The following is a 22,661-nucleotide window of genomic DNA, read 5'->3' as shown; positions in this document are numbered from 1 at the left end:
GGACCATTAGGAAGGCGCGCGAGCCGGGGCGGCCGGCTGAACCTCCTGATGTCTCTCGCGGATTGCGGCGTGGGCAGCAAAGCGGGCCTCCCGCGTATCCGGTACTCACCATGCGCCTTCGAGATGTGTTCGTCGCCGGCCCCGCGCGGTCCCTCACGCGCCCGCTGGCCCGGCGCCTGAAGCGGCGGCGGACGAACGAGCCCCGGCAGGCGGATCTCGTGGCGGCCGTGAAGGCCTCGGGCCTGTTCGATCCGGCCTGGTATGCGCGGCGCTATCCCGACGTGGTCGGCGAGGGGATCGACCCCGCCGTGCACTACGCGGTCCATGGCGGGCGCGAGGGCCGCTGGCCGTCGCCGCTGTTCCACGGCGACCGCTATCTCGACGCCGTCCCGGGCCTGCGCGCCGAGGGCGTGAACCCCCTGATCCACTATGTCGAGCGCGGCGCCGATGCCGGCATCGCCCCCAACCCGCTGTTCGATCCGGACTGGTACGCCGCGCGCTATCTCGGCGGCGCCGACGCCCGCGCCCGGGCGTTCTTCCACTTCGTGAAGAGCCCCGACACCGACCCGTCGCCGCTGTTCGAGTCCGCCTGGTACCGGTCGCGCTACCCGGACGCCCGGGAGGCCGGCGGTATCGCGCTGGCGCATTACTACGAGACTGGCCGGAAGCAGGGCTACCTGCGCAATCCGGAGGAATTCGCCGGGCTGTCGCGGCATGTCGACCTGATCCGCCGGTCGGGCATCTTCGACGCCGAGTTCTATCGCGGGCGCTGCCCCGAGGCGGAGACCAGCGGGCTCGAGCCGCTGGAGCATTACGTGATGGCCGGCGGCTATCGCCGCTACGCCCCGCATCCCCTGTTCGACCCGGACTGGTATGCGGCGCAATCGGCGGCGGTGCGCGCCGACAGCCTCAATCCGCTGGTACATTTCCTCGAACACGGCGCCCGGGAGGGGCTCGATCCCGGCCCCTGGTTCGACACGCGCTGGTACACGAAAACCTACCTCGCCGACGACGAGACGGACGCGAACCCGCTCGCGCATTTCCTGGCCGATAACGGTCGGCGCACGAGCCCGTCCCCGCGCTTCGACGCGCCCTGGTACCTCGCCCGCTACCCCAGGGTCGCGGCGCTGGGGCTCAATCCCCTGGTCGACTACGTCACCACCGGGCTGGAGGCGGGGCGCCTCACCCGCCGGGTCGCCGGTGCCGCGGTGCCCGAAGCCGCCGACGCCCGCCTGTCCTGCCTGAAGCGGGAGCCGCGCCGGCACGGCCGCACCGCCCTGTTCATCACCCACGCGCCGGAGGGGCGCATCCGCGGCCATGTCGAGCCCTACCTGCGGGCCTTTGCCGAGAACGGCATCGACATCGTGCTCATCATCGCGGCCGACCAGCACAAGACCGCGGTGCCGGAGGCGATCCTGACGCTGTGCGCCTCGGCCTACCTGCGCGAGAACACGGGCTTCGATTTCGCCGCCTGGGCGCATGTCCTTCTGGAGGACGACGACCTGCTCGATTCCGAGACCCTGTACCTGGCCAACGACAGCCTGGTCGGGCCCCTCGACAGCGGCGACTTCGCCGGGCTGCTGGCGAAGATCGATGCCTATCCGGAGGCGGTGATCGGGCTCGCCGACAACTTCTATTACAGTCACCATCTCCAGAGCTTCTTCCTGGCCCTGAAGAAGCGCTGCCTGTCCTCCTACGCGTTCAACCACTTCATCCAGTCGGTGGCGAACTGGCCGGACAAGAACATTGTCATCACCGAGTACGAGCTGACCTTCTCCGGGCGGATGCGAGCCGCGGGGCTCGGGATGCGCAGCCTGTTCTCGGCCCAGAACAAGCACATGACGCTGGTCAACGACCCGCGCAACAACCGCACCCTGTTCGACTGGGAGAACATGCTCGGCCAGGGCTTCCCGTTCGTGAAGCGCTCGCTCTTGGGCGAGCACGCCGCGATCGGCGGCGAGGCGGTGCGCGCGGCGATCGAGGAGCGCGGCTTCGACCTCGACCGGCTCGACCAGACCTTCACCTATCCCGGCCCCAGGATCTGGGCCGACCTGCGCAGGCCCCAGGCGCCGGAGCGGCCGCTGCGCGTCTCCTACGTCTCGCCGATGAACTACGCCAACGGGCTCGGCGTCGCGGCGCGCAGCTACGTGCGAGCGCTGCACCGGGCGCCGTTCGCCCTGAACGTCCATCCGATGGAGCGCTCGTTCCACGTCCATGCCCGGGTCGGGCCGGGCTGGCAGGCCCGGACCTTCTCGGGGGCGCCGGACGTCGCGCTGGTGCATTTCAACGGCGACAGCTGGCACTCCCTGATGAGCGCGCGGCAGCTCGACATCGCCGCGAGCGCCCGGCTCAAGATCGGGCTGTTCGTCTGGGAGACCTCGCACGTGCCCGGCGGCTGGCTGCCCACCGTGGACGGCCTCGACGCGATCTGGGCGCCCACGGAGTTCTGCGCCGCGATCTTCCGCCAGATCACCGACATCCCGGTCGATGTCGTGCCCTACGTGGTCGAGAACGAGCCCGGCGAGCCGGCGAGCGGCGCCGCCAAGGCCAACCTGCGCAAGGCGTTTTCCATCGACCCCGCCAGACGCGTGATCCTCTACGCCTTCGACGGGTCGAGCTACCTCGCCCGCAAGAACCCGCACGCGCTGATCCGCGCTTTCCGGGCGGCGGGGCTGGCGCAAGCCGGCTGGCAGCTCGTGCTCAAGACCAAGCACGTGTTCGACCTGCCGGACGAGGGCAAGAAGCTGCTCGACCTCGTCGGCAAGACCGGCGACGTGGTGGTGATCGACCAGCCGCTCTCTCAGAACGAGCTCGGCGCCCTGTTCGAGCTCTGCGCGGTCTATGCCTCGTCGCATTCCTCCGAAGGTTTCGGGCTGACGATCGCCGAGGCGATGGAGATGGGCAAGGTCGTGGTCGCCACCGATTACGGCGGCAGCCGCGACTTCCTCGACGCGACCTGCGGCTTCCCGGTGAAGGCCGAGATCGCCGCCCTGGACCAGACCTACGGGCCGTATCTGCGCGGCGCCGAATGGGGGCAGGTGGACGAGGCCGACCTCGCCCGCGCGCTCACCGACGCCGCCCGGGCGGTGACTAGCGGCGACGCCGCGCGGATCGGCGCCGCCGCCCGCGCCCGGATCCGCGAGCGCCTGTCGATCGGCGCGGTGGCCGCCGCCATGGAGGCGAGCGTCAGCCGCCTCCTCGATCATCATCCCGAAAGGTGGTCACCGGCTTTCGGAAAAAGATGATGTCCAATCGATCCGAACGTATTTGAGGTCCGGGAGACGCGATCCGTGTTGAACAAAAAACCGGTCCCGGCCCCGTCGGCCTCCTGGAGCGCGCGCGCCTGGCCGGACGCGATCCTGCCGCTGCCCCTCGACGAACGCTTCCACCCGGTCGAGGAGCGCAAGCTCGGACAGATCGCCGCCGGCCAGCTTCCCGCCTGCCGGGCCGTGTTCGTGGCCCCGGCCGCGTCCGAGCTGCACCCGGACCTGTTCGCGCCGATCCTCGCCGCGATGGCCGAGCGGCCGGATATCGGCATCTTCTACGGCGACGACGCCGTGGTGGACGGCGCGGGCCAGGTCCGCAGCGTCCATTGCAAGCCGGCCTTCAACCCGGCCCTGCTCATGGCCGACGACTATATCGGCTTCCCGCTGGTGATCCGGGTCTCGGCCCTGGCGAGCCTCACCCCGGATTTCGGCCGGCGCACCGGCAACGCCGCCTGGTTCCGGCTTCTGCTCGACGCGCTCTCGGCGGGCATCGGCATCGACCGGATCCCGCAGACGCTGATCGCCTCGCCTCTGGCCCGCCCGAAGGCGAAGCGCGCCGCCCGCGCCGACGTGCTCGACCGCTGGTTCCAGGGCTCGGGCGCGCCCCTGCGCACGGCACCGGGCCTGACCCCGGACACGCTGGAGATCCGCCGGAGCCTCGATACGCGCCCGCCCGTGACCCTGGTGGTCCCGACCGCGCAGAGCCGGCCCCGGGACGAAGAGGGCCGCCCGATCGAGGGCGCCAAGCCCCACGTGATCAACCTCCTCGACAGCCTCGCCCGCAGCAGCTACCCGGCCGATCGGATCCGGGTGCTGATCGGCGACGACAAGGCCGACGACGCGATCTACCGGGGCCGCTCCGACCGGTTCGCGGTGACCCGCCTGCTCACCACGCGGCCCGAGGGCGCGCCGTTCAACTACGCGGCCAAGATGAACACCCTCTGGCGCGCCGCTGAGACCGACCTCGTCATCCTGATGAATGACGACCTCGTGGTGCGCCGCCCCGGCTGGATCGAGGCGCTCCTGACCTTCGCGCTCGACCGCGGCGTCGGCGGCGTCGGCGGGCGGCTGCTGTTCCCGAACGGCAAGATCCAGCATGCCGGCATGTTCGGCGGCATCTTCGATGTCTGCGCCCATCCCTGGTACAATCGGGACGCGGCCGAGCCGACCTACGGCGACTGGGCGCTGGCGCAGCGGGACTGTTCGTCGGTCACGGGCGCCTTGTTCGCCACCCGCAAGGCGGTGCTGGAGGCGGTGAACGGCTTCGACGAGCGTTTTGCCCTCGACTTCAACGACGTCGACCTGTGCTTCAAGCTGCGGATGCTCGGCTACCGCATCGTCTACACGCCGTTCGCCGAGATGGCGCATCACGAGAGCGCCTCCCGGCAGACCAGCTTCGCTCCGGGGTCGCAGATCTCGCGCTTCCTGCGGCGCTGGCACGACGTACTGACCGACGACCCCGCCTACAGCCCGCAGCTGCGCACCGACACCGACGTGGTCGCCCCCCGGGCCGATGCGACGCGGTGGGTGGCCGAGCGCCGGTCCGCCTGACTTTACAGCGCCTCCCCCCGCATCAGCCGGGGCCGCGACCCGCGCGAGGCCGCGGCCTCACCGATGAAGAACCGCTTGAGGCCGGGCAGACGGTCGACGATCCCGAGGCCGAGGTCGCGGGCGAGCCGCAGCGGCAGGGCGTCGTTGGAGAACAGCCGGTTCAGCCCGTCGGTGGCCGCCGCCATGGCGAAGCTGTCGAACCGGCGGGCGCGCTCGTAGGCCCGCAGCACGTCCGGGCTGCCGGGGTCGAGGCCGAGGCGGAGCGCCCCGGTCACAGCCTCGGCGAGCGCGGCGGCATCTGCCAGCCCGAGATTGAGACCCTGGCCGGCGATCGGGTGGATGACGTGGGCGGAATCCCCCAGCAGGGCCAGCCGCTCCGCCCGGAACGCCCGGGCGATGCCGACGGCCAGCGGATGCCGGCTCGGGCCGTGCTCCAGGGCCAGCTTGCCCAAATCCAACGTGAACCGCCGCTCGATCTCGGCCAGCACCTCATCGGGCTCGCCCGAGAGCAGCGCGTCGGCCTCGTCGGCCCGCTCGGTCCAGACGATCGAGGAACGGTGGCCGAGCGATCCGCCGTCCCGCAGGGGAAGGATCGCGAAGGGGCCGGCGGGCAAGAAGTGCTCGAAGGCGCGCCCGTTATGGGGTCGGGCATGCCCGATCGTGGCGACGATCCCGACCTGCGGATAGGACCAGCCGACCCAACCGATCCGCGCCGCTTCGCGCAGGCGCGAGCGCGCCCCATCGGCGGCCACCAGCAGGTCGGCCTTGAGGGGGGCACCCGTGGTCAGCTCCGCCCGGATCGCAACGCCCTCCGGCACCGCTCGCACGACCCCCCCGCTGACGATGGCGACGCCCGTCGCCCGGCAGGCTTCGGCCAGCGCCTCGGCGAGGGGCTCGGCCTCGACCATATGGGCGAAAGGCTCGCCGACCGCGCGGTCGGCCTGATCCTCCTCCTCCCGTCCGAAGGTCAGGAAGACCGGCCGAACCGGGTCGGCGATTCGGCTGTCGGAGATCACCATCTCGGCGATCGGCTCGGCCGCGGCCGAAATTGCGTCCCACAGCCCGAGCTGCGCCAGCATCCGCCGGCCGCCCGCCGCCAGCGCGTAGGCGCGGCCGCGATGTCGGGCGGGATCGGCGCCGTGGGGGTCGATCACGGTCACGGCCAGCGCCGGGCCATGGGCCTGCTTGAGTGCGAGCGCCAAGGCGAGGCTGGCGAGGCCGCCCCCGGCGATCAGGAGGCTGCGGCTGCCGGGGCGGGGCGTCTGGGCCGTCATCGTCACGGATCTCCGATCTGGGGGCCGAGCGCGTGGATCGCTCCGCCCGAAAGGCCTATGTCGCGTTTGGACGACGAACGGAAACCCCGCGACTCATGACCGACGCCACCACCGACGCGATGACCGACGCGGTCGCCGAGCTCATCGCCATCCTCGACCTGGAGCGACTCGAGGTCGACCTGTTCCGCGGCCAGAACCCCAAGACCGGCTGGCGCCGCGTTTTCGGCGGCCAAGTGGTGGCCCAGGCCCTGGTGGCCGCCACCCGCACGGTGCCGGACGACCGGCCGGCCCATTCGCTCCACGCCTATTTCATGCTCCCGGGCGATCCCCGGGCGCCGATCGTCTACGAGGTCGAGCGCATCCGCGACGGGCGCAGCTTCACCACGCGGCGGGTCAAGGCGATCCAGCACGGGCGCGCGATCTTCGCCACCACGATCTCCTATCAGGTGTCCGAGGGCGGGTTCGAGCACCAGCCGGCGATGCCCGATGTCGCGGGGCCGGACGGCCTCCTCGACGGCAAGGCGCTGGCGGCCTCCGGCGCCACCGGCATGCCCGAGGCGGTCGCCGCCTATTTCGGCCGGGAGCGCCCGATCGAGCTGCGGCCGGTCGATCTCGACCGCTACACCGCCCGCCGCAAGGGCGGCGCGCGCCCAGAGCCGGTATTCAACGTCTGGCTGCGGGCGGCCTCGGCGCTGCCGGATGATCCGGCCCTGCACCGGGCGGTGCTGGCCTACGCCTCCGACATGACCCTCCTCGACGTGTCGCTGATTCCGCATGCCAGCTCGGTGTTCGATCCGAACATCCAGGCAGCGAGCCTCGATCATGCCCTGTGGTTTCACCGCCCGGTCCGAATCGACGACTGGCTGCTCTACGCGCAGGACAGCCCGGCGGCCGGCGGCGCCCGCGGCTTCGCCCGCGGCCAGATCTTCGATCGCGCCGGCAACCTCGTCGCCTCGGTGGCGCAAGAGGGCTTGATTCGTCCGCACGGGGATTAAAAGTCCTTCGCCAACGTGCGTTGCAGAATTGCACCTGCTAAAAATGCGTATTTTCTAATCATTTGATCACATTGCAGGCATGTCAGCCGACGTGTCTGCCTCGGGCTTCGCCTGATCCGGCTATTTGCTGGGCATAACGGCCTCCGGTCGAAAAGTTCCCCGCCCAGCTTGAGTGGCATAGTCCTTGAATAGTCCCGCTCAACCGCGGGCCAGCCCGGCTCAGCGGGCGACCCGGGCCGGGTCGCCGCGCAACTCGTGCGACGGCATCGGTTTCCAAGGACTCTGTAAGGGGGCGCCGCCCATGAAGATCGTGATGGCCATCATCAAGCCGTTCAAGCTGGAGGAGGTGCGCGACGCGCTCACCGGAATCGGCGTCCACGGACTGACGGTGACGGAAGTGAAGGGTTACGGCCGCCAGAAGGGCCACACCGAGATCTACCGCGGCGCGGAATACGCGGTGAGCTTCCTGCCCAAGCTCAAGATCGAGGTCGCGGTCGCCTCCGACCTGACCTCCAGCGTCATCGACGCCATCGCGGGTGCGGCGCGCACCGGCCAGATCGGCGACGGCAAGATCTTCGTGCTGCCCCTCGAGAAGGCGGTGCGCATCCGGACCGGTGAGACCGACGCCGACGCCCTCTGATCCGCGGCCCGGCACGTCCGGGCCCGCCGATAGCCTCCACCCTTACGCAACGCTCAACGAATCGCGACCGGGAGCCACCTGTCCATGAAAGTTCGTAATGCCCTCATGCTCGGCTTGGGAGGCGCGGCGCTTGCCGCCCTCCTGATCGAGCCATCCCTCGCGCAGACCCCGGTGCCGGAAGCCGCCTCCGCGGCGCCGGCTGCCGCCGCGGCCGCGCCGCTGCCCAACAAGGGCGACACCGCCTGGATGCTGATCTCCTCGGCCCTCGTGCTCATGATGAGCGTGCCGGGCCTGGCCCTGTTCTACGGTGGCCTGGTGCGCACCAAGAACATGCTCTCGGTGCTGACCCAGGTGTTCGCGATCGTGTCGATCGTCGGCCTGCTGTGGGTGTTCTACGGCTACAGCCTCGCCTTCACCAACGGCGGCGGCATCAACGACTTCGTCGGCGGCCTGTCCAAGGCGTTCCTGAAGGGCATCGACGCCAACTCGACGGTGGCGACCTTCTCCAACGGCGTCGTGATCCCCGAATACGTCTATCTGTGCTTCCAGATGACGTTCGCCATGATCACGCCGGCGCTGATCGTCGGTGCCTTCGCCGAGCGGATGAAGTTCTCGGCGCTCGTGGTGTTCACGATCCTCTGGGTCACGGTCATCTACTTCCCGATGGCCCACATGGTCTGGTACTGGGCCGGCCCGGACGCGGTCGGCAACGCCGCCAAGGCGCTGGCTGCCGCCACCGACGACGCCTCGAAGGCCACCGCCCAGGCGGCGCTCGACGCGGTCAACAAGGATGCGGGCTTCCTCTTCCAGAAGGGCGCCCTCGACTTCGCCGGCGGCACCGTGGTGCACATCAACGCGGGCATCGCCGGCTTCGTCGGCTGCCTGATCATGGGCAAGCGCATCGGCTACGGCCGCGACCTGCTCGCCCCGCACTCGCTGACCATGACCATGATCGGCGCCTCGCTGCTGTGGGTCGGTTGGTTCGGCTTCAACGCCGGCTCGAACCTCGAGTCCAACGGCACCGCCGCGCTGGCGATGCTCAACACCTTCGTGGCGACCTGCGGCGCCGCGGTGGCGTGGCTGTTCGCCGAGTGGGCGCTCAAGGGCAAGCCGTCGCTGCTCGGCATGCTCTCGGGCGCGGTGGCCGGCCTCGTGGCCGTCACCCCGGCCTCCGGCTTCGCCGGCCCGATGGGCTCGATCGTGCTCGGCCTCGTGGCCGGCGTGGTCTGCTTCGTGATGTGCTCCACCGTGAAGAACGCGCTCGGCTACGACGACTCGCTCGACGTGTTCGGCGTGCACTGCATCGGCGGCATCCTGGGCGCCCTGGCGACCGGCATCCTGGTCGATCCCAACCTCGGCGGCGTCGGCATCCCCGACTACACCTCGAAGCCGGGCGAGCTGGCGGTGGGCGCCTACGACATGGTGAGCCAGCTAATCATCCAGGCGGAGGCGGTCGGCCTGACCCTGCTGTGGTCGGGCATCGGCTCGGCGATCCTCTACAAGCTCGTCGACCTGACGATCGGCCTGCGGGTGACCCAGGAAGAGGAGCGCGAGGGCCTCGACATCGCCGATCACGGCGAGCGCGCCTACAACTACTAAGAGCGACGGGCGCGGCCCTGCGGGGCCGCGCTGCAGACATGAGAAACCCCGGCTCCGTATGGGCCGGGGTTTTTCGTTGTTCGTCGCACGCCGTCATTGCGAGCGGAGCGAAGCAACCCAGGGAAACGCTACATCCGGAGATCGCGCGCTGCACTGGGTTGCTTCGCTGCGTTCGCAAAGACGGGAAAGCTGCGGGAACGCCTTGGCGCGGATCCCAATCCCTTACCTCAGCCAAAGGCACCGCAGCGCGGTGGAGGTCTCGAAAAGGAGGTCTCCCGAGATCCCAGGGGCCTCTAAAGCGCTCTTGCATGCTCGCTAACGCGGGCGGTTCAGGATGCGGGGGAAGGGCGGTGCGGGCCGGACCGGTCGAACAGCCCCTCAGAATGCCTTCGGAAGCCCAGCCTGCTTCAAAACCCCATTCGCCGTATGGCGGGATTTGATGCTGGCATCGACGACGACCTTCCGGCCGGTCTCCGCATGCCGCCAGATTTCATGATCGCCGCGTCCGCTTCGAAAGAAGCGGTAGCCGTTGTCATGCAGAAGCTTCTTGAGGGGCGGCGTAAAGTCGGTCACGCCGCGCCGACGCGCACCCGATCATGCGCGTAGGCGATCAGGTCGACCTCGACATCGCCGCCCTGTCCGTCCTGCAGAAGATCCTGGATCATGCCGGGGAGCTTGCGCCGCAGGACATCGAGCGATTCGGCTTCCGTGGCGAGACCCGGAACATCGCTCTCCGACACGTACCAGACGGTCGCTTCTTCATCCCATGCGCAACGAACGACGGCGTGGCGGGTCACGGCGAGTCTCCTGACACAATGATAGGCATCGCGCGAACCGGCCGGCGCGACAAGGCCTTCGCAGAGGAGGAAACCGCTTCCCTCCGATCCACGTCCGCGTCCTGGGGGGCCGCAGCGCAGCGGAAACCCCAGGATGCGGGAGAGAGCGGAGGAGACCTCGTCAATTCCGCTATGCAGCCCGGCTCAGCGCCGCCTTCTCCTCGGCAAACGCCCAGTCCAGCCACGGCGTCAGCGCCTCGAGATCCGCCGTCTCGATGGTGGCGCCGCACCAGATCCGCAGGCCGGCCGGGGCGTCGCGGTAGGCGCCGATGTCGAGGGCGACGCCCTCGCGGTCGAGGCGCTCGACGATGCCCGAGGCCAGGGCCGCCACGGCCGCGTCGCCGCGGGCCAGCACGTCCGGGTCGGCGATCACCAGGCAGACGCCGGTGTTCGAGTAGGTCGCGGGATCGACCGCCAGCGGCGCGATCCACGGCGTCCGGGCGACCCAGTCGTAGATCGCCTTAGCGTTGGCGTCGGCCCGGGCGTGGAGCGCCGGCAGGCCGCCGATCCGCACCGCCCAGTCCAGGGTGTCGAGGTAATCCTCCACCGCCAGCATCGAGGGGGTGTTGATCGTGTCGCCCTTGAAGATGCCCTCGATCAGCTTGCCGTCCTTGACGAGCCGGAACACCTTCGGCAGCGGCCAAGCCGGGACATAACTTTCCAGCCGCGCCACCGCCCGGGGCGAGAGGATCAGCATGCCGTGCGCGGCCTCGCCGCCCATCACCTTCTGCCAGGAGAAGGTGACGACATCGAGCTTGTCCCAGGCGAGCGGCTGCGCGAAGGCCGCCGAGGTGGCGTCGCAGATCGTCAGGCCCTCGCGGTCGGCGGCGATCCAGTCGCCGTCGGGGACCTTCACGCCGGCCGCGGTGCCGTTCCAGGTGAAGACCACGTCGCTGTGCTGGGTGTCGATCGCGGCGAGGTCCGGCAGCACGCCGTAGGGCGTCTGATGGATCTTGGGCGCGATCTTGAGCTGCTTGAGCGCGTCGGTGACCCACTCCTTGCCGAACGCTTCCCAGGCGGCGATCTCCACGGGCTTCGGCCCGAGCAGGGTCCACATCGCCATCTCGACGGCGCCGGTGTCGGAGGCCGGCACGATGCCGATCCGGTAATCGTCGGGCACCTGCAGGATCGAGCGGGTCAGGTCGATGGCCCGGCCGAGCTTGACCTTGCCGAGCGGAGAGCGGTGCGAGCGGCCGAGCGCGGCGTCGGCCAGGGCGGCGGGCGTCCAACCCGGACGCTTGGCACAGGGGCCGGATGAGAAATGGGGAACGCGCGGGCGCCTGTCGGGTCGGCTCATCGTCGGATCCATCCTTGCAGATGGGCGCTCCTCGGCGGGGAGGAGTGTCCCGGCCCGGGGATGCGCCCAATCCAGGCCTCTGGCAAGCGCTTGTCCGGTCAGCAGTCTTCGGCGCGTGCCCCCGGCCGGGACGGGCTGTTCGACGCCGGGGAACCGTCGATTAATCTTGGGGCGTTAGCCTTAATGCCGTGCCGTGTTGCGTTCGAGGTACGCTGATGTCTTTCCACAGCGCTGCGATAGTGTCGGTCTGGTCAGTTTTACTTATGGTTATCGGTGCGTTAGCGACCCGCCTGGCCCTGGTGGGCCGTCTTCGGCGTCCGGCCGCGCAGCCGCTCCAGCTCGATCCGCTGGATTACGACCTCGACGGGCCGGTGATCGACCTGGAACCCGCCTGAAGGTCCGGCCGCCGCTCGGCGGTGATTCGCTCGGCCTGTTCCCGTCGCCAGCGGGCGATGGCCCCGTGATTGCCGCCCGACAGCACCTCCGGGATCGGCCGTCCCTCCCAGTCCCGGGGCCTGGTGTAGTGCGGATATTCGAGGAGCCCGCCCTCGAAGCTCTCCTCGATTCCCGATGCCGCCTTGCCCATCACCCCGGGCAGGAGCCGCACACAGGCGTCGAGCACCACAAGGGCGGCGATCTCGCCCCCGGAGAGCACGTAATCGCCGATCGAGACCTCCTCCAGGCCGCGGCCGGCGATGACGCGCTCGTCGACGCCCTCGAACCGGCCGCAGACGATCAGCGCCCCCGGGCCGGCGGCGAGCTCCCGCACCCGGGCCTGGCTCAGGGGCCGGCCGCGGGGGGACATCAGCAGCCGGGGGCGGGGGTCGTCATCCGGGGTCGCGGCGTCGATGGCGGCGGCGAGGACGTCGCAGCGCAGCACCATCCCGGCGCCGCCGCCGGCCGGCGTGTCGTCCACCGCGCGGTGGCGGCCGAGCCCGTGCGCGCGGATGTTGCGGGCCTCCAGGCTCCAGTCGCCCCGGGCGAGCGCGTCGCCGGACAGCGACACGCCCAAAGGCCCCGGGAACATCTCCGGGTAGAGGGTGAGGATCGTGGCCCGCCAGGGCGTTTCCGCGCGCGTCATGGCGCTTGATCGCGTGCGGGGTGCGGCACGGTCAACGGGCCGGGCACCGTTCGCCCCCGCGGCGGGTTGTCGGCGATGATCTGGATCATGCTCCTCCTCTCCGTCGCGCTGGCGGGACCGGCCCTCGCGACAGGTCCGCTGGCGCCTTCCGGCGCCCCCGCTGGGGCATTCCCGAAGCCCGACCGGCCGGTAGCCGAGATCGTGGCGCCGCAATGGTCCTCGGAGGCCGAGCGCGACAGAGCCGGCGAGTTCGATCAGGTCGCCCGCGGGATGGGCATCGCCTCCGGCGAGACGGTGGCCGATATCGGCGCCGGCAGCGGCTATTACGTGGTGCGGCTCAGTCCCCGGGTCGGGCCGGGCGGCAAGGTCCTGGCCGAGGATGTGACTCCGGCCTACCTGGCGAGCCTTGAGCGTCGGGTGAAGGGGCTCGGCAACGTCACGGTGGTGCGGGGCGAGGCCCATGATCCGCGTCTGCCCCCGGCCTCCGTCGATGCCGCGATCCTCGTGCACATGTACCATGAGATCGCGCAGCCCTTCGGCTTGCTGCACAACCTCGCCCCGGCGATGCGCCCGGGCGGCCGGGTCGGCATCGTCGATGCCGACGACATCCCCTCGCGCCACGGCACCCCGCCGGCGCTGCTGCGCTGCGAACTCGCCGCCGCCGGCTACCGCGAGACCGGGTTCCAAACCTTGAGCGGCGGCGCCTATCTGGCGGTGTTCGCGGCGCCCGCGCCGGAGGACCGACCGCGCCCGGAGACGATCCGCTCGTGCCGGGATGCCGCGACGCCGCGCTGACCGGTTCGGAGCGCGCTTTCAGGGTGTCGGGCCGATACCCTGTTGCGCCGTGTCCAGATGGACCGCGAAACTGGTGAGATGCGGAGCGAGATCGGGCCGTAACTCCATGGAGGGGATCGCGTAATCGCCGCCATTCTGCCGCCGGAACGGGAGGGGGGCCGTGCTGAACAGGGTCCGCATCCGAGCCCTTAGGCTCTCCGCTTCGGCCGCGAAGCTGCTCTCGCCCATGCTGTCGGCCCGATACACGACGAAGGGCGGGAGCACGGCGTAGCCCGGGTAGAACAGCACGCCGTGCTGGATCGGGAACAGCAGGTCGTCGATCGCCCCGTTGATCCCCCGGGGGCCGTAATGCGCCTCCCAGCCGCCGGCCGTCACCACGAGCATCGCGCGCTTGCCGGCGAGCGTCCCCTCGCCGTAGCGGTCACCCCAGCGGGTCTCGCTGTGCTCGCCGACGCCGTAGGCGAACCCGTAGGCGTAGACCCGGTCGATCCAGCCTTTCAGGATCGCCGGCATCGAGAACCACCAGAGCGGGAAGACCAGGATCAGGGCATCCGCCCAGACGAGCTTGGCCTGCTCGGCGATCACGTCGTCGGTCAGGGTTCCGGTGGCGAACGCCTCGCTGGAAGCGGCCGGCACGCGCAGGCGCGCAGCGTCCGGCAGGGCCGGGAAGTCGGCCCGATCGACATGACTCTTCCAGCCCTCAACGTAGAGGTCGGTGATACGAACTTCGTGCCCGTCCGCCTGCAACTGGCCCAACGCCACGTCACGCAGTGCGTTCGTCAGCGATGCCGGATCGGGATGGGCTGAGACGACGAGGATCTTCATGGTGCGGGCTCGCTGGGCAAGAGGCGCCGCGAAGCTAGGCGGCCGCTCTCCCATCCGGTAGATGGCAGGGCGGGATAGGATTGTTCCGCTGGATGGATAGATCGGGCGTCACGCTGGAGCGGATGCGCAGCTTCGTCCGCGTGGTCGAGCGCGGCAGCCTGTCCGCGGTGGCGCGGGAGGAGGGCGTCGGGCAATCGACCGTCAGCCGGCACGTGGCCGAGCTGGAAACCGCCCTCGGCGCGAGCCTGCTGAACCGGACCACGCGGCGCGTGACCCTGACCGACGAGGGACGGCGCTTCCACGCGGAGGCCCACACCATCCTGCGGCTGGTGGACGAGGCGACCGATGGCGTCCGGAACGCGGGCGGCGGCTTGACCGGCACGGTGCGTGTGTCCTGCACCGCGGCCCTCGGCGTGCGCCATGTCTGCCGGGCGCTTTTCGCCTTCCAGGACGGCTATCCGGGGATCAGCGTCGATCTCAGCCTGACCGATGAGCGGATCGATCTCGTGCGCGAGGCGACGGATGTCGCGATCCGGCTCGGTCCGCTGGCGGAGAGCAGCCTGCAGCGCAAAGCGGTCGGTCGGTCGCGCCGGATCCTGGTGGCATCGCGCGGCTATCTCGCGGAGCATGGCCGGCCGCAGAATCTCGACGACCTGTCGCGGCATCTGACGATCCGCATGAGCAACATCGCCGGCAGCGAGACGCTGATCCTTCAGGGACCGGACGGCGCGACATCCCGCGTCCCGTTCGGCGGTCGCCTGCTGATCGATCACGGTCTGGCCGCGCGTGAGGCAATGGCTCAGGGCCGGGGGATCGCGGCCGCCCATGTCTGGCTCGTCGACGATCTGCTAGAATCGGGCGCGATCGAACACATTCTGCCAGACTACGCGCCCGAGCCCGTCCCGCTCTCGATCCTGGTCGTGCCCGGCCGTATTCGCATCCGGCGCGTCCGACTGGTGGTCGACGCGCTGGCGGCCGCGCTGGCAAAGCTTCCGGGCATCGACAGGCCCTGACCGAGCCGTCGATCACGGGTCGGGCCGTTTTCCGAGCAGCCCCGAAAAACTTCAGCCCGGATCGTCGGCGGGCTTCTCGCCCACCGGCGCGAAGAAATCCTCCGGCAGCACCACGGTCACACGCCGCTGCGGGAGATCCAGGACCGGCACGAACGCCTTGGTGAAGGGCAGCAGCGCCGTCGCGCCGCCCGCGGCGGGGCGGAGTTCGAGGAGGTCGCCGCCGCCGAAATTCGGCACCGCGACGACCGTGCCGATCACGGTGCCGGCCTCGTCCACCGCGGTGGTGCCGATCAGGTCGGCGGCATAGACCTCGTCGTCATCCTCGGGATCCGCCAGGCGGTCGCGGGGGATGAACAATGCGACCCGGTTGAGCGCCTCCGCGGCGTTTCGGCCGCCGATATCCTTCACCCGCGCGATCAGCATGTCGGGGGACGAGCCGGGGGCGGTCCGCACCCCGGACAAGGTCAACGTGCGCCCGTCCGAAGTCAGGAGCGGGCCGTAGCCGGCGATCGCCAGGGGATCGCCGGTGTAGGATTTGAGCCGGATCTCGCCGTTGAGCCCGTGCGCGCGCCCGAACTCGCCCAGGAGGACGAGGTTCGGGTCGGGCGGCACGGGCGGCGCCGCCGGCTTCGGGGCCGGCGCCTTGGGCGATGTCGCGGCCTCGGGCGCGATGGCACCGATCGCCGTGCCGGCGCGGCCGCGGCGACCGCCGTCGCGGGAGAATGAACCTGCGGGGCGGCGCGCCATGGCGCAGGCGCCTTACGCGGCGGCGTCCTCGGCGGGCGCGGCGGCCTTCTCGGCGCGCTTGGTCGCGCGCTCCTTGGCCTTCTCGCCGGGCTCGGCCTTCTGCGGGTTGTTGCGGGTCGGGCGCTTGGCGAGGCCGGCCTGGTCGAGGAAGCGCAGGACCCGGTCGGTCGGCTGCGCGCCCTTGGCGAGCCAGCCCTGGATCTTCTCGGCGTCGAGTTGGATCCGGGCCGGATCGTCCTTGGGCTTCATCGGGTCGTAGGCGCCGACCTTGTCGATGAAGCGGCCGTCGCGGGGAGCGCGGGCGTCGGCGACGACGATGCGGTAGTACGGACGCTTCTTGGCGCCACCGCGCGTGAGACGGATCTTCAGGGCCATTGGTTTACGACTTTCTCTCGGTGTCGATCGCCGACTCGTGCGTCGCTGCGATCGTCTGGTGGTGCCGGATGACTTCCTTGACCACGAAGGCCAAAAACTTCTCGGCGAAATCGGGGTCGAGCTTGGCCTCGACCGCGAGCTTGCGGAGCCGGGCGACCTGACGCGCCTCCCGGTCCGGATCGGAAGGGGGGATCCCCTTTCGGGCCTTGAGCTCGCCGACCCGCTGCGTGCAGCGGAAGCGCTCGGCGAGCAGATGGATCAGCGCCGCATCGAAGTTGTCGATGCTGTCACGCAGGCGCGCGAGTTCGGGATCGACCGCCTGGGCCGCCAGCACGCTCATTTCTTCTTCCCCGGCATGAAGCCGCCGAGGCCGGGCAGCTTCGGACCGCCGAGGCCGGGAAGTCCCGGCATCTTGGGCATCCCGCCGCCGCCCAGGCCCGGCGGCATCGGCGGCAGCTTGCCGCCGAACTGTTTTTCCATCGCGGCGATCTGCTCGGGCGTCGGCTCGGGCATGCCGGGGGGCAGGCCGGGCATGCCGCCGCCCATCCCGCCGCCACCGAGCCCGAACATCGAGCCGAGCGCCTGCCCGATGCCGCGCTTGCCCGAGCCCATCGCCTTCATCATGTCGGCCATGGTCCGGTGCATCTTCAGGAGCTTGTTGATCTCCGAGACGTCGACGCCCGAGCCCGCAGCGATGCGCTTCTTGCGGGAGTTCTTCAGCAGGTCCGGGTTCTTGCGCTCCTGCGCGGTCATCGACGAGATGATCGCGCGCTGGCGCTTGAACATCTTCTCGTCGAGGTTGGCGCCTTCGACCTGCTTCTTGATCGCGCCCATGCCGGGCAGCATGCCCATCAGGCCGCCGATGCCGCCCATCTTCTCCATCTGGGCGAGCTGCATGGACAAGTCTTCGAGATCGAACTTGCCCTTGCGCATCTTCTCCGCGGTGCGGAGCGCCTGCTCGTGGTCGATGGTCTCGGCGGCCTTCTCGACCAGCGAGACGATGTCGCCCATGCCGAGGATGCGGTTGGCGACGCGGGACGGATGGAACTCCTCCAGCGCGTCGACCTTCTCGCCGGTGCCGACGAGCTTGATCGGCTTGCCGGTGACGGCGCGCATCGACAGCGCCGCGCCGCCGCGGGAATCGCCGTCCATGCGGGTGAGCACGATGCCGGTGACGCCGAGCCGCTCGTCGAAGGCACGGGCGGTGTTGACCGCGTCCTGGCCGGTCAGCGCATCGGCGACCAGCAGCACCTCGTGGGGACGGGTCGCGGCCTTCACCTCGGCCGCCTCGACCATCAGGGCCTCGTCGACCGTGGTGCGGCCGGCGGTGTCGAGCATCACTACGTCGAAGCCGCCGAGCCGGGCGGCTTCCATGGCGCGCTTGGCGATCTGCACCGCCGACTGGCCGGCCACGATCGGCAGGCTCTCCACGCCGACCTGCTTGGCCAGCACCGCGAGCTGCTCCATGGCGGCCGGGCGGCGGGTGTCGAGGGAGGCGAGCAGCACCCGCCGCTTCTCGCGCTCCGACAAGCGCCGGGCGATCTTGGCGGTGGTGGTGGTCTTACCCGAGCCCTGGAGGCCGACCATCAGGATCGGCACCGGGGCGGGGGCGTTGAGGTCGATCACCTCGGCATCCGTGCCGAGCATCGCCACCAACTCGTCGTTGACAATCTTGACGACCATCTGGCCGGGGGTGACCGACTTGAGCACGACGGCGCCGACCGCCTTCTCCTTCACCCGGTCGGTGAAGCCGCGCACGACCTCCAGGGCCACGTCGGCTTCCAACAGGGCGCGGCGGACCTCGCGCATCGCCGCGGTGACGTCGGCTTCGGTCAGGGCGCCCCGACGGGTGAGCCCCGAGAGGATGCCGGAGAGGCGGTCGGACAGGCCTTCGAACATGGTTTTCGGACCCGCGCTTACTGTTCGAGCCCGGCGCGCTCGACGCGGCGCGCCTGGAGGGCGGCCTCGAAGCTGCGCACGGCGCTCGCGAACTTGTCCCGGCACTCCGGGTTGCAGAAGCCGACCACGGCGCCGTTATAGAGCGTCAGCGAGTCGGCCGAGATCGGCTTGCCCGACCAGGGGCAGGTCTCGTTGATCGCGTCCGCGATGTTCAACGCGGCTTGAGTCGCGGCGACTCGGGTCACGGCGTCTTGGGTCATGCGATAAGCCTCGACCGGCGGATCCCGGCGAAGCGGATCGGCCCAACACAGATCGCGCCCGAGGGCGCGGACGCGCTGTCGGGCGTTGACCTCCGGCCTCATGGGCCGGTCGGCTTCGTGTCGTGACGATCTGCTACGGATCGGAAGCGCGGGAGGTAGCGGCGGCGGCCGGAAAAGTCAATTTTCCGTCTTCTCGGCTGCGAACCACCTCAGGGTTGAAGCCGCCCATTAACTTTTACGGATCGTTAAGCATGTTGGGACTCTGATCGGGCAGCACCCGTTCAGGACGACCGCCGATGTCGGAACCCGCCCGCACCTTCCCGCCGCACGAGACCGGCAGCCGCATCGCCCCCGGTCCCCTGCGGGACTGGCTCGCGACGATGAAGACCCACAGCCCGGCCGAGCTGCGCGGCCACGATCGGCCGGACGAGGCTCCGGAGGAAACCAAGTCGGAGACCAAGGCGCCGCGCGGTGCCGAGGCGGCCTGGTCGCCCCGGCTGGTGGCTCAGCCCGACGGGGTCGGCGCGGCCGCGGAGGATGCGGACGTGTCCGAGCTGATGGCCGAGAACATGATGCTCAAGGCCAAGCTCCGGCTGGAGGCCGAGCGCCAGGACGAGCTGCAGGCGATCCTGGCCGAGGAGATGCGGGCGCTCCGCGAGCATATCCGCGAGGAGATCGGCTCGATCGAGGATCTGCGCGCCGAGCAGGAAGAGGTCCGCGCCGAGCGCGAGGAATTCCGGAGCGAGCGCGAGCGGTTCCGCCAGGAGCGCGAGCACATGCGCATCGAGCGCGACCGGGCCATCGCCGAGCGCGACGCGCTGCGGGTCGAGCGCCACGCCATCGCGGCCGAGCGCGATGCCCTGCACGAGGAGCGCGACCTGTGGCGGGCGCGGACCGAGGCCCTGGCCCAGCCGCTGTTCCAGGCTCCGAAGCGTTAGAGCCTCACCGCGAAGGCTGTGGCCTGCACAGGTCGAGCCGCAATCATTGTTGCAGACCGGGACGCGCCCCCTCTCCCGTGCGGGAGAGGGTCGGGGTGAGGGATCAGGTCTTTCCGGAGAGGTCGCACTCCTCACCCTGTCCCTCTCCCGCACGGGAGAGGGGACCTGCGCCTTTCACGGGCGACGGCATGGCCTGCTCGAAATTGAGACCTGTGTGACCCCTGAACCCGAGGTGGGGAGCAGCTTTCAAAAAGAGAGGCGGCGTACGAAACACATGTCCTGAAAAGCCGAAGGGCCACCCGTGAGGGTGGCCCTTCCATTGCCGAACCGTCATGTCCGGCGGAACTGTCCCGAAATCGGGGCTCAGACGCGTCTTAGATCGACGCGCCGGAGGCGACGGTCCAGGTCCGGTAAGCCGAGACTGACGGCTGATGACAATGAGACACTGGATCACCTCCTTTCGTTCGTTGCGGGTGAAGCGAAGGTAGGTGGCTCCTGGCCGCTTGTGAAGCCCCGCAGCTGCGCCCGTTTGTCCTCCCTGTGCCCGTGCCCGCACCCGTGCTTTCCCGCTCCGGCTGCCGGGCGTATGACGGGCGCACCGAGGTCAGCCCGAACCCCCTTTGAACGCGCCCGTCACGTCCCTGCCGCGTCCGCCCGAGGACGCTGCCCTCGATCCCGAGGCCATGCGTCAGCCGCTCGGCAATGCGTGGTACTGCGTCGGCCAGTCCCGCAGCCTCGGCCGCACCGGGCTTCGCGCCGTGGAGCTGAACGGCGAGCAGATCGTGCTGGGCCGCGCCCCGGACGGGACGCCGTTCGCGCTGCGCGACCGCTGTCCGCACCGCGGCATGGCCCTGTCGAAGGGGCGCTTCGACGGCGACACGCTGATGTGCCCGTTCCACGGCTGGCGCTTCGGCACGGACGGGCGCTGCCGCGACGTGCCGACGCTGTCCGAGCACGATGCCGCCGATTTCTCCCGCATCCAAGTCCAGCGCTTCCCCGTTCAGGAGAGCGCCGGGTTCCTGTGGGTGAACCCGCATCTCGGCCCCGCGGCCGGTGCGGTGCCCGAAGTGCCGAAGCTGGATTTCGAGCCGGCCGGGTCTCTCGTCGTCGAGCTCGTGGTCGAGGCCTCCTACGATCTCACCACCCTGAGCCTGGTCGATCCCGGGCACGTCGCCTTCGTGCATGACAGCTGGTGGTTCCGCCCCTCGAAGCAGCTGCGCGAGAAGGTGAAGACGTTTCAGCCGGTGCCGCACGGCTTCGTCATGACCAGCCACGCCACCACGACGAGTTCGCCGGTCTACCGCCTGCTCGGCGGCGTGCCCGAGGTCGAGATCGAGTTCCGCCTGCCCGGCGTGCGCCTGGAGCGCATCCGTGCCGGCGAGAAGCGCGTGGCCAACTACACCTTCGCGACGCCGCTGACGCCGGACCGCACGCTGCTCACCAATGCCCTCTACTGGAGCATGCCGGCGCTGAACCTGCTCAAGCCCATCGCCCGGCCGCTGATGCGGCAGTTCCTGACCCAGGACCAGCAGGTGCTCCAGCACGCACAGGACGGCCTCGACCGCAAGCCGACCATGGTGCTGTTCGGCCAGGGCGATCTGCCCTCGCAATGGTATTTCCGGCTCAAGCGCGAGGCCCTGGAATCGGCCCGGGCCGCTCGCGCGTTCGTGAACCCTCTGGAACAGCGCGAACTGCGCTGGCGCTCCTGATTTGTAGGACAGTTATAGACGACTATTCGAGACGATTAACGCATCATTAACCACAATTTGCGCACTCCTATTGGAGAATTACCTCCCTCGAGACGCTGCGCGCCGATGCCTCGCTACTTCATCGATCTCCATGACGGTTCCCAGCCGGTCCGCGACGAGGTCGGCTTCGACCTGCCGGACCTGCCGGCCGCGCGCGCCAAGGTGACCCGGATCATGTCGGCGATCGCCCGCGACATGCTGCCCGATGTCGAGCGCCAGGATTACGTCGCCTGCGTGCGCGACGCGGTCGGCAAGGTGGTGTTTCGCGCGCGCCTGTCGCTCGCCGCCGAGGCCGTGGAGTGAGGCGAGGACAGCCCTGAGGCTCCCCGTCGCGGCCGGGGGAGCTTGACCACGGCCCCTTGCCGGCCATCTCCCAACCATGAAACGGCGCAGCCTGCTCACGGTCGCGAGTGCGGCCACGGTCATGACGCTCGGCGGCGTCGGCTATGCCGCCCACCGGCGGGGCAAGAACCCGTATTATCGCGGGCCGAAATCCGACCATTTCGACGGGCTGCGGTTCTTCTTGCCGGACCAAGCTACCGACAAGTCCCTGCCGGACGTGCTGCGCTGGCAGGCCAAGCGGCAGCGCGAGCCCTGGCCCAAGAGCTACCCGAGCCCCTTTCCCGCCGACCGGCCGCCCGAGCGCAGCGGATCGCTGCGCGTCGTGCTGATCGGGCATGCGAGCTATCTGGTGCAGGTCGCCGGCCGCAACATCCTGATCGATCCGGTCTTCGCCAAGCGGGCGAGCCCGGTCCGCTTCGCCGGCCCGAAGCGGGTCAATCCGCCGGGGATCGCGTTCGCTGACCTGCCGCCGATCGACGTCGTGCTGATCACCCACAACCACTACGACCATCTCGACGGGCCGAGCCTCGCCCGGATCTGGCAGGCGCATCAGCCGCTGATCGTGGCGCCGCTCGGCAACGATACGATCCTGCGCAACTACGACGACACGATGCATGTCGAGACCCGCGACTGGGGCGAGTCGGTCGATCTCGGCGACGGGCTGGCCGTCCACTTGGTGCCGGCCAACCACTGGTCCGCCCGCGGCGTTCAGGACCGGCGCATGGCGTTGTGGTGCGCCTTCGTGATCACCTCGGCCCAGGGCGTCCATTACCACGTGGGCGATACCGGGTTCGGCGATGGCGGCCTGTTTCGCGACATCCGCGCCCGGTTCGGGGCGCCACGCCTGGCGACCCTGCCGATCGGCGCCTACGAGCCGCGCTGGTTCATGCAGGCGCAGCACGTGAACCCGGCCGAGGCCGTGGAGGCGTTCGCGCTCCTCGGAGCCGAGCAGGCGCTGGGCCACCATTGGGGCACCTTCCAGCTCACCGACGAGGGGATCGATCGGCCCGTCGAGGCGCTGGCGGCGGCGCTGGACGCGCAGGGCCTCGCTCCAGAGCGGTTCCTGGCCCTGAGGCCCGGGCAGGTCTGGGCGGGCTGAGGGTCGGAATACCGGCTGCCGCAGCGTTGGGCACGATGCATGCAAGATACCGTATGCGGCCCGCGGCGGTACTTCTCGACG

22 protein-coding genes are annotated in these 22,661 nt (G+C 69.9%); 11 read left to right on the top strand and 11 right to left on the bottom strand.

The genetic code is table 11. The annotated features are described in order from the left end of the window. The first annotated feature begins 110 nt into the window (after positions 1–110). Both MKL20_RS32240 and MKL20_RS32235 read left to right on the top strand, forming a co-directional pair. Positions 111–3,245 (top strand): rhamnan synthesis F family protein, encoded by a 3,135-nt coding sequence (locus MKL20_RS32240; RefSeq protein WP_244040096.1) that lies wholly within the window; start codon positions 111–113, stop codon positions 3,243–3,245. A gap of 45 nt (positions 3,246–3,290) precedes the next feature. After that, positions 3,291–4,817 (top strand): glycosyltransferase family 2 protein, encoded by a 1,527-nt coding sequence (locus MKL20_RS32235; protein WP_244040095.1) that lies wholly within the window; start codon positions 3,291–3,293, stop codon positions 4,815–4,817. Positions 4,818–4,819: 2 nt separating this feature from the next. Here the strand turns inward: MKL20_RS32235 and MKL20_RS32230 are convergent, their stop codons facing one another. Further along, on the bottom strand, positions 4,820–6,091 hold the full coding sequence (locus MKL20_RS32230) for an FAD-dependent monooxygenase (RefSeq protein ID WP_244040094.1): 1,272 nt from the start codon (positions 6,089–6,091) through the stop codon (positions 4,820–4,822). Positions 6,092–6,186: 95 nt separating this feature from the next. Between MKL20_RS32230 and tesB the strand changes: the two genes are divergently transcribed. The 3 genes from tesB (at position 6,187) to MKL20_RS32215 (ending at position 9,325) form a co-directional block, all read left to right on the top strand. Beyond that, positions 6,187–7,086: an acyl-CoA thioesterase II gene (gene tesB / locus MKL20_RS32225; protein WP_244040093.1), complete on the top strand. Its 900-nt coding sequence runs from the start codon at positions 6,187–6,189 to the stop codon at positions 7,084–7,086. A 301-nt stretch (positions 7,087–7,387) separates the two neighbouring features. After that, the gene (locus tag MKL20_RS32220; protein ID WP_092036434.1) at positions 7,388–7,726 is read left to right on the top strand and encodes a P-II family nitrogen regulator; all 339 of its coding nucleotides are present in this window, start codon (positions 7,388–7,390) and stop codon (positions 7,724–7,726) included. An 84-nt stretch (positions 7,727–7,810) separates the two neighbouring features. Beyond that, a complete protein-coding gene (locus tag MKL20_RS32215) occupies positions 7,811–9,325 on the top strand; it encodes an ammonium transporter (protein ID WP_243969176.1) in 1,515 nt (504 codons plus the stop codon). 378 nt (positions 9,326–9,703) lie between these two features. Here MKL20_RS32215 and MKL20_RS32210 read toward each other — a convergent pair whose 3' ends face one another. The 4 genes from MKL20_RS32210 to trmD form a co-directional block, all read right to left on the bottom strand. Beyond that, a complete protein-coding gene (locus MKL20_RS32210) occupies positions 9,704–9,898 on the bottom strand; it encodes a type II toxin-antitoxin system HicA family toxin (protein ID WP_244040092.1) in 195 nt (64 codons plus the stop codon). Continuing rightward, positions 9,895–10,122, bottom strand: a complete 228-nt coding sequence (locus tag MKL20_RS32205; RefSeq protein WP_244040091.1) for a DUF1902 domain-containing protein — start codon at positions 10,120–10,122, stop codon at positions 9,895–9,897. The genes MKL20_RS32210 and MKL20_RS32205 overlap by 4 nt, the downstream gene beginning before the upstream one ends. A gap of 169 nt (positions 10,123–10,291) precedes the next feature. Further along, a complete protein-coding gene (locus MKL20_RS32200; RefSeq protein WP_244040090.1) occupies positions 10,292–11,458 on the bottom strand; it encodes a phosphoserine transaminase in 1,167 nt (388 codons plus the stop codon). A gap of 352 nt (positions 11,459–11,810) precedes the next feature. Further along, positions 11,811–12,539, bottom strand: a complete 729-nt coding sequence (gene trmD, locus MKL20_RS32195; RefSeq protein ID WP_244040089.1) for a tRNA (guanosine(37)-N1)-methyltransferase TrmD — start codon at positions 12,537–12,539, stop codon at positions 11,811–11,813. Positions 12,540–12,626: 87 nt separating this feature from the next. Here trmD and MKL20_RS32190 point away from each other — a divergent pair, with 87 nt between their 5' ends. Further along, positions 12,627–13,334, top strand: coding sequence for a class I SAM-dependent methyltransferase (locus MKL20_RS32190; protein WP_409568222.1), 708 nt, complete (start codon positions 12,627–12,629; stop codon positions 13,332–13,334). Between the two features lie 18 nt (positions 13,335–13,352). Here the strand turns inward: MKL20_RS32190 and MKL20_RS32185 are convergent, their stop codons facing one another. Then, positions 13,353–14,159 (bottom strand): NAD(P)H-dependent oxidoreductase, encoded by an 807-nt coding sequence (locus MKL20_RS32185; protein ID WP_244040087.1) that lies wholly within the window; start codon positions 14,157–14,159, stop codon positions 13,353–13,355. Positions 14,160–14,251: 92 nt separating this feature from the next. Between MKL20_RS32185 and MKL20_RS32180 the strand changes: the two genes are divergently transcribed. After that, positions 14,252–15,172, top strand: coding sequence for a LysR family transcriptional regulator (locus MKL20_RS32180; protein ID WP_244040086.1), 921 nt, complete (start codon positions 14,252–14,254; stop codon positions 15,170–15,172). A gap of 51 nt (positions 15,173–15,223) precedes the next feature. On the opposite strand, the gene rimM is transcribed toward MKL20_RS32180, so the two are convergent. From rimM to MKL20_RS32155, 5 genes are read right to left on the bottom strand one after another with little or no spacing between them, the layout of a single operon-like run. Continuing rightward, a complete protein-coding gene (gene rimM, locus MKL20_RS32175) occupies positions 15,224–15,919 on the bottom strand; it encodes a ribosome maturation factor RimM (protein ID WP_244040085.1) in 696 nt (231 codons plus the stop codon). Between the two features lie 12 nt (positions 15,920–15,931). Beyond that, positions 15,932–16,294 carry a 30S ribosomal protein S16 gene (gene rpsP, locus MKL20_RS32170; RefSeq protein ID WP_147896965.1) on the bottom strand — a complete coding sequence of 121 codons (363 nt, stop codon included), beginning with the start codon at positions 16,292–16,294 and terminating at the stop codon, positions 15,932–15,934. Positions 16,295–16,298: 4 nt separating this feature from the next. Then, complete coding sequence (locus MKL20_RS32165; protein ID WP_092036445.1) at positions 16,299–16,634, bottom strand: chorismate mutase; 336 nt, start codon at positions 16,632–16,634, stop codon at positions 16,299–16,301. Continuing rightward, on the bottom strand, positions 16,631–18,193 hold the full coding sequence (gene ffh, locus MKL20_RS32160; protein WP_243969161.1) for a signal recognition particle protein: 1,563 nt from the start codon (positions 18,191–18,193) through the stop codon (positions 16,631–16,633). The genes MKL20_RS32165 and ffh overlap by 4 nt, the downstream gene beginning before the upstream one ends. Before the next feature lie 17 nt (positions 18,194–18,210). Next, positions 18,211–18,453, bottom strand: coding sequence for a glutathione S-transferase (locus MKL20_RS32155; RefSeq protein WP_244040084.1), 243 nt, complete (start codon positions 18,451–18,453; stop codon positions 18,211–18,213). A 296-nt stretch (positions 18,454–18,749) separates the two neighbouring features. Between MKL20_RS32155 and MKL20_RS32150 the strand changes: the two genes are divergently transcribed. The 4 genes from MKL20_RS32150 to MKL20_RS32135 all read left to right on the top strand — a co-directional run bounded on the left by MKL20_RS32150 (position 18,750) and on the right by MKL20_RS32135 (position 22,580). Continuing rightward, a complete protein-coding gene (locus MKL20_RS32150; RefSeq protein WP_244040083.1) occupies positions 18,750–19,391 on the top strand; it encodes an ATPase in 642 nt (213 codons plus the stop codon). A 683-nt stretch (positions 19,392–20,074) separates the two neighbouring features. Beyond that, positions 20,075–21,100 carry an aromatic ring-hydroxylating oxygenase subunit alpha gene (locus MKL20_RS32145; RefSeq protein ID WP_244040125.1) on the top strand — a complete coding sequence of 342 codons (1,026 nt, stop codon included), beginning with the start codon at positions 20,075–20,077 and terminating at the stop codon, positions 21,098–21,100. Positions 21,101–21,205: 105 nt separating this feature from the next. Next, positions 21,206–21,442 (top strand): DUF6894 family protein, encoded by a 237-nt coding sequence (locus MKL20_RS32140; protein ID WP_243969154.1) that lies wholly within the window; start codon positions 21,206–21,208, stop codon positions 21,440–21,442. Between the two features lie 76 nt (positions 21,443–21,518). After that, entirely contained in the window at positions 21,519–22,580 is a 1,062-nt protein-coding gene (locus tag MKL20_RS32135; protein ID WP_244040082.1) for an MBL fold metallo-hydrolase, read from the top strand. Positions 22,581–22,661 lie beyond the last annotated feature (81 nt).

This window comes from Methylobacterium sp. E-066, assembly GCF_022829635.1.
Classification (GTDB): Bacteria; Pseudomonadota; Alphaproteobacteria; order Rhizobiales; family Beijerinckiaceae; genus Methylobacterium.
This window is presented reverse-complemented; position numbering and strand designations above follow the sequence as displayed.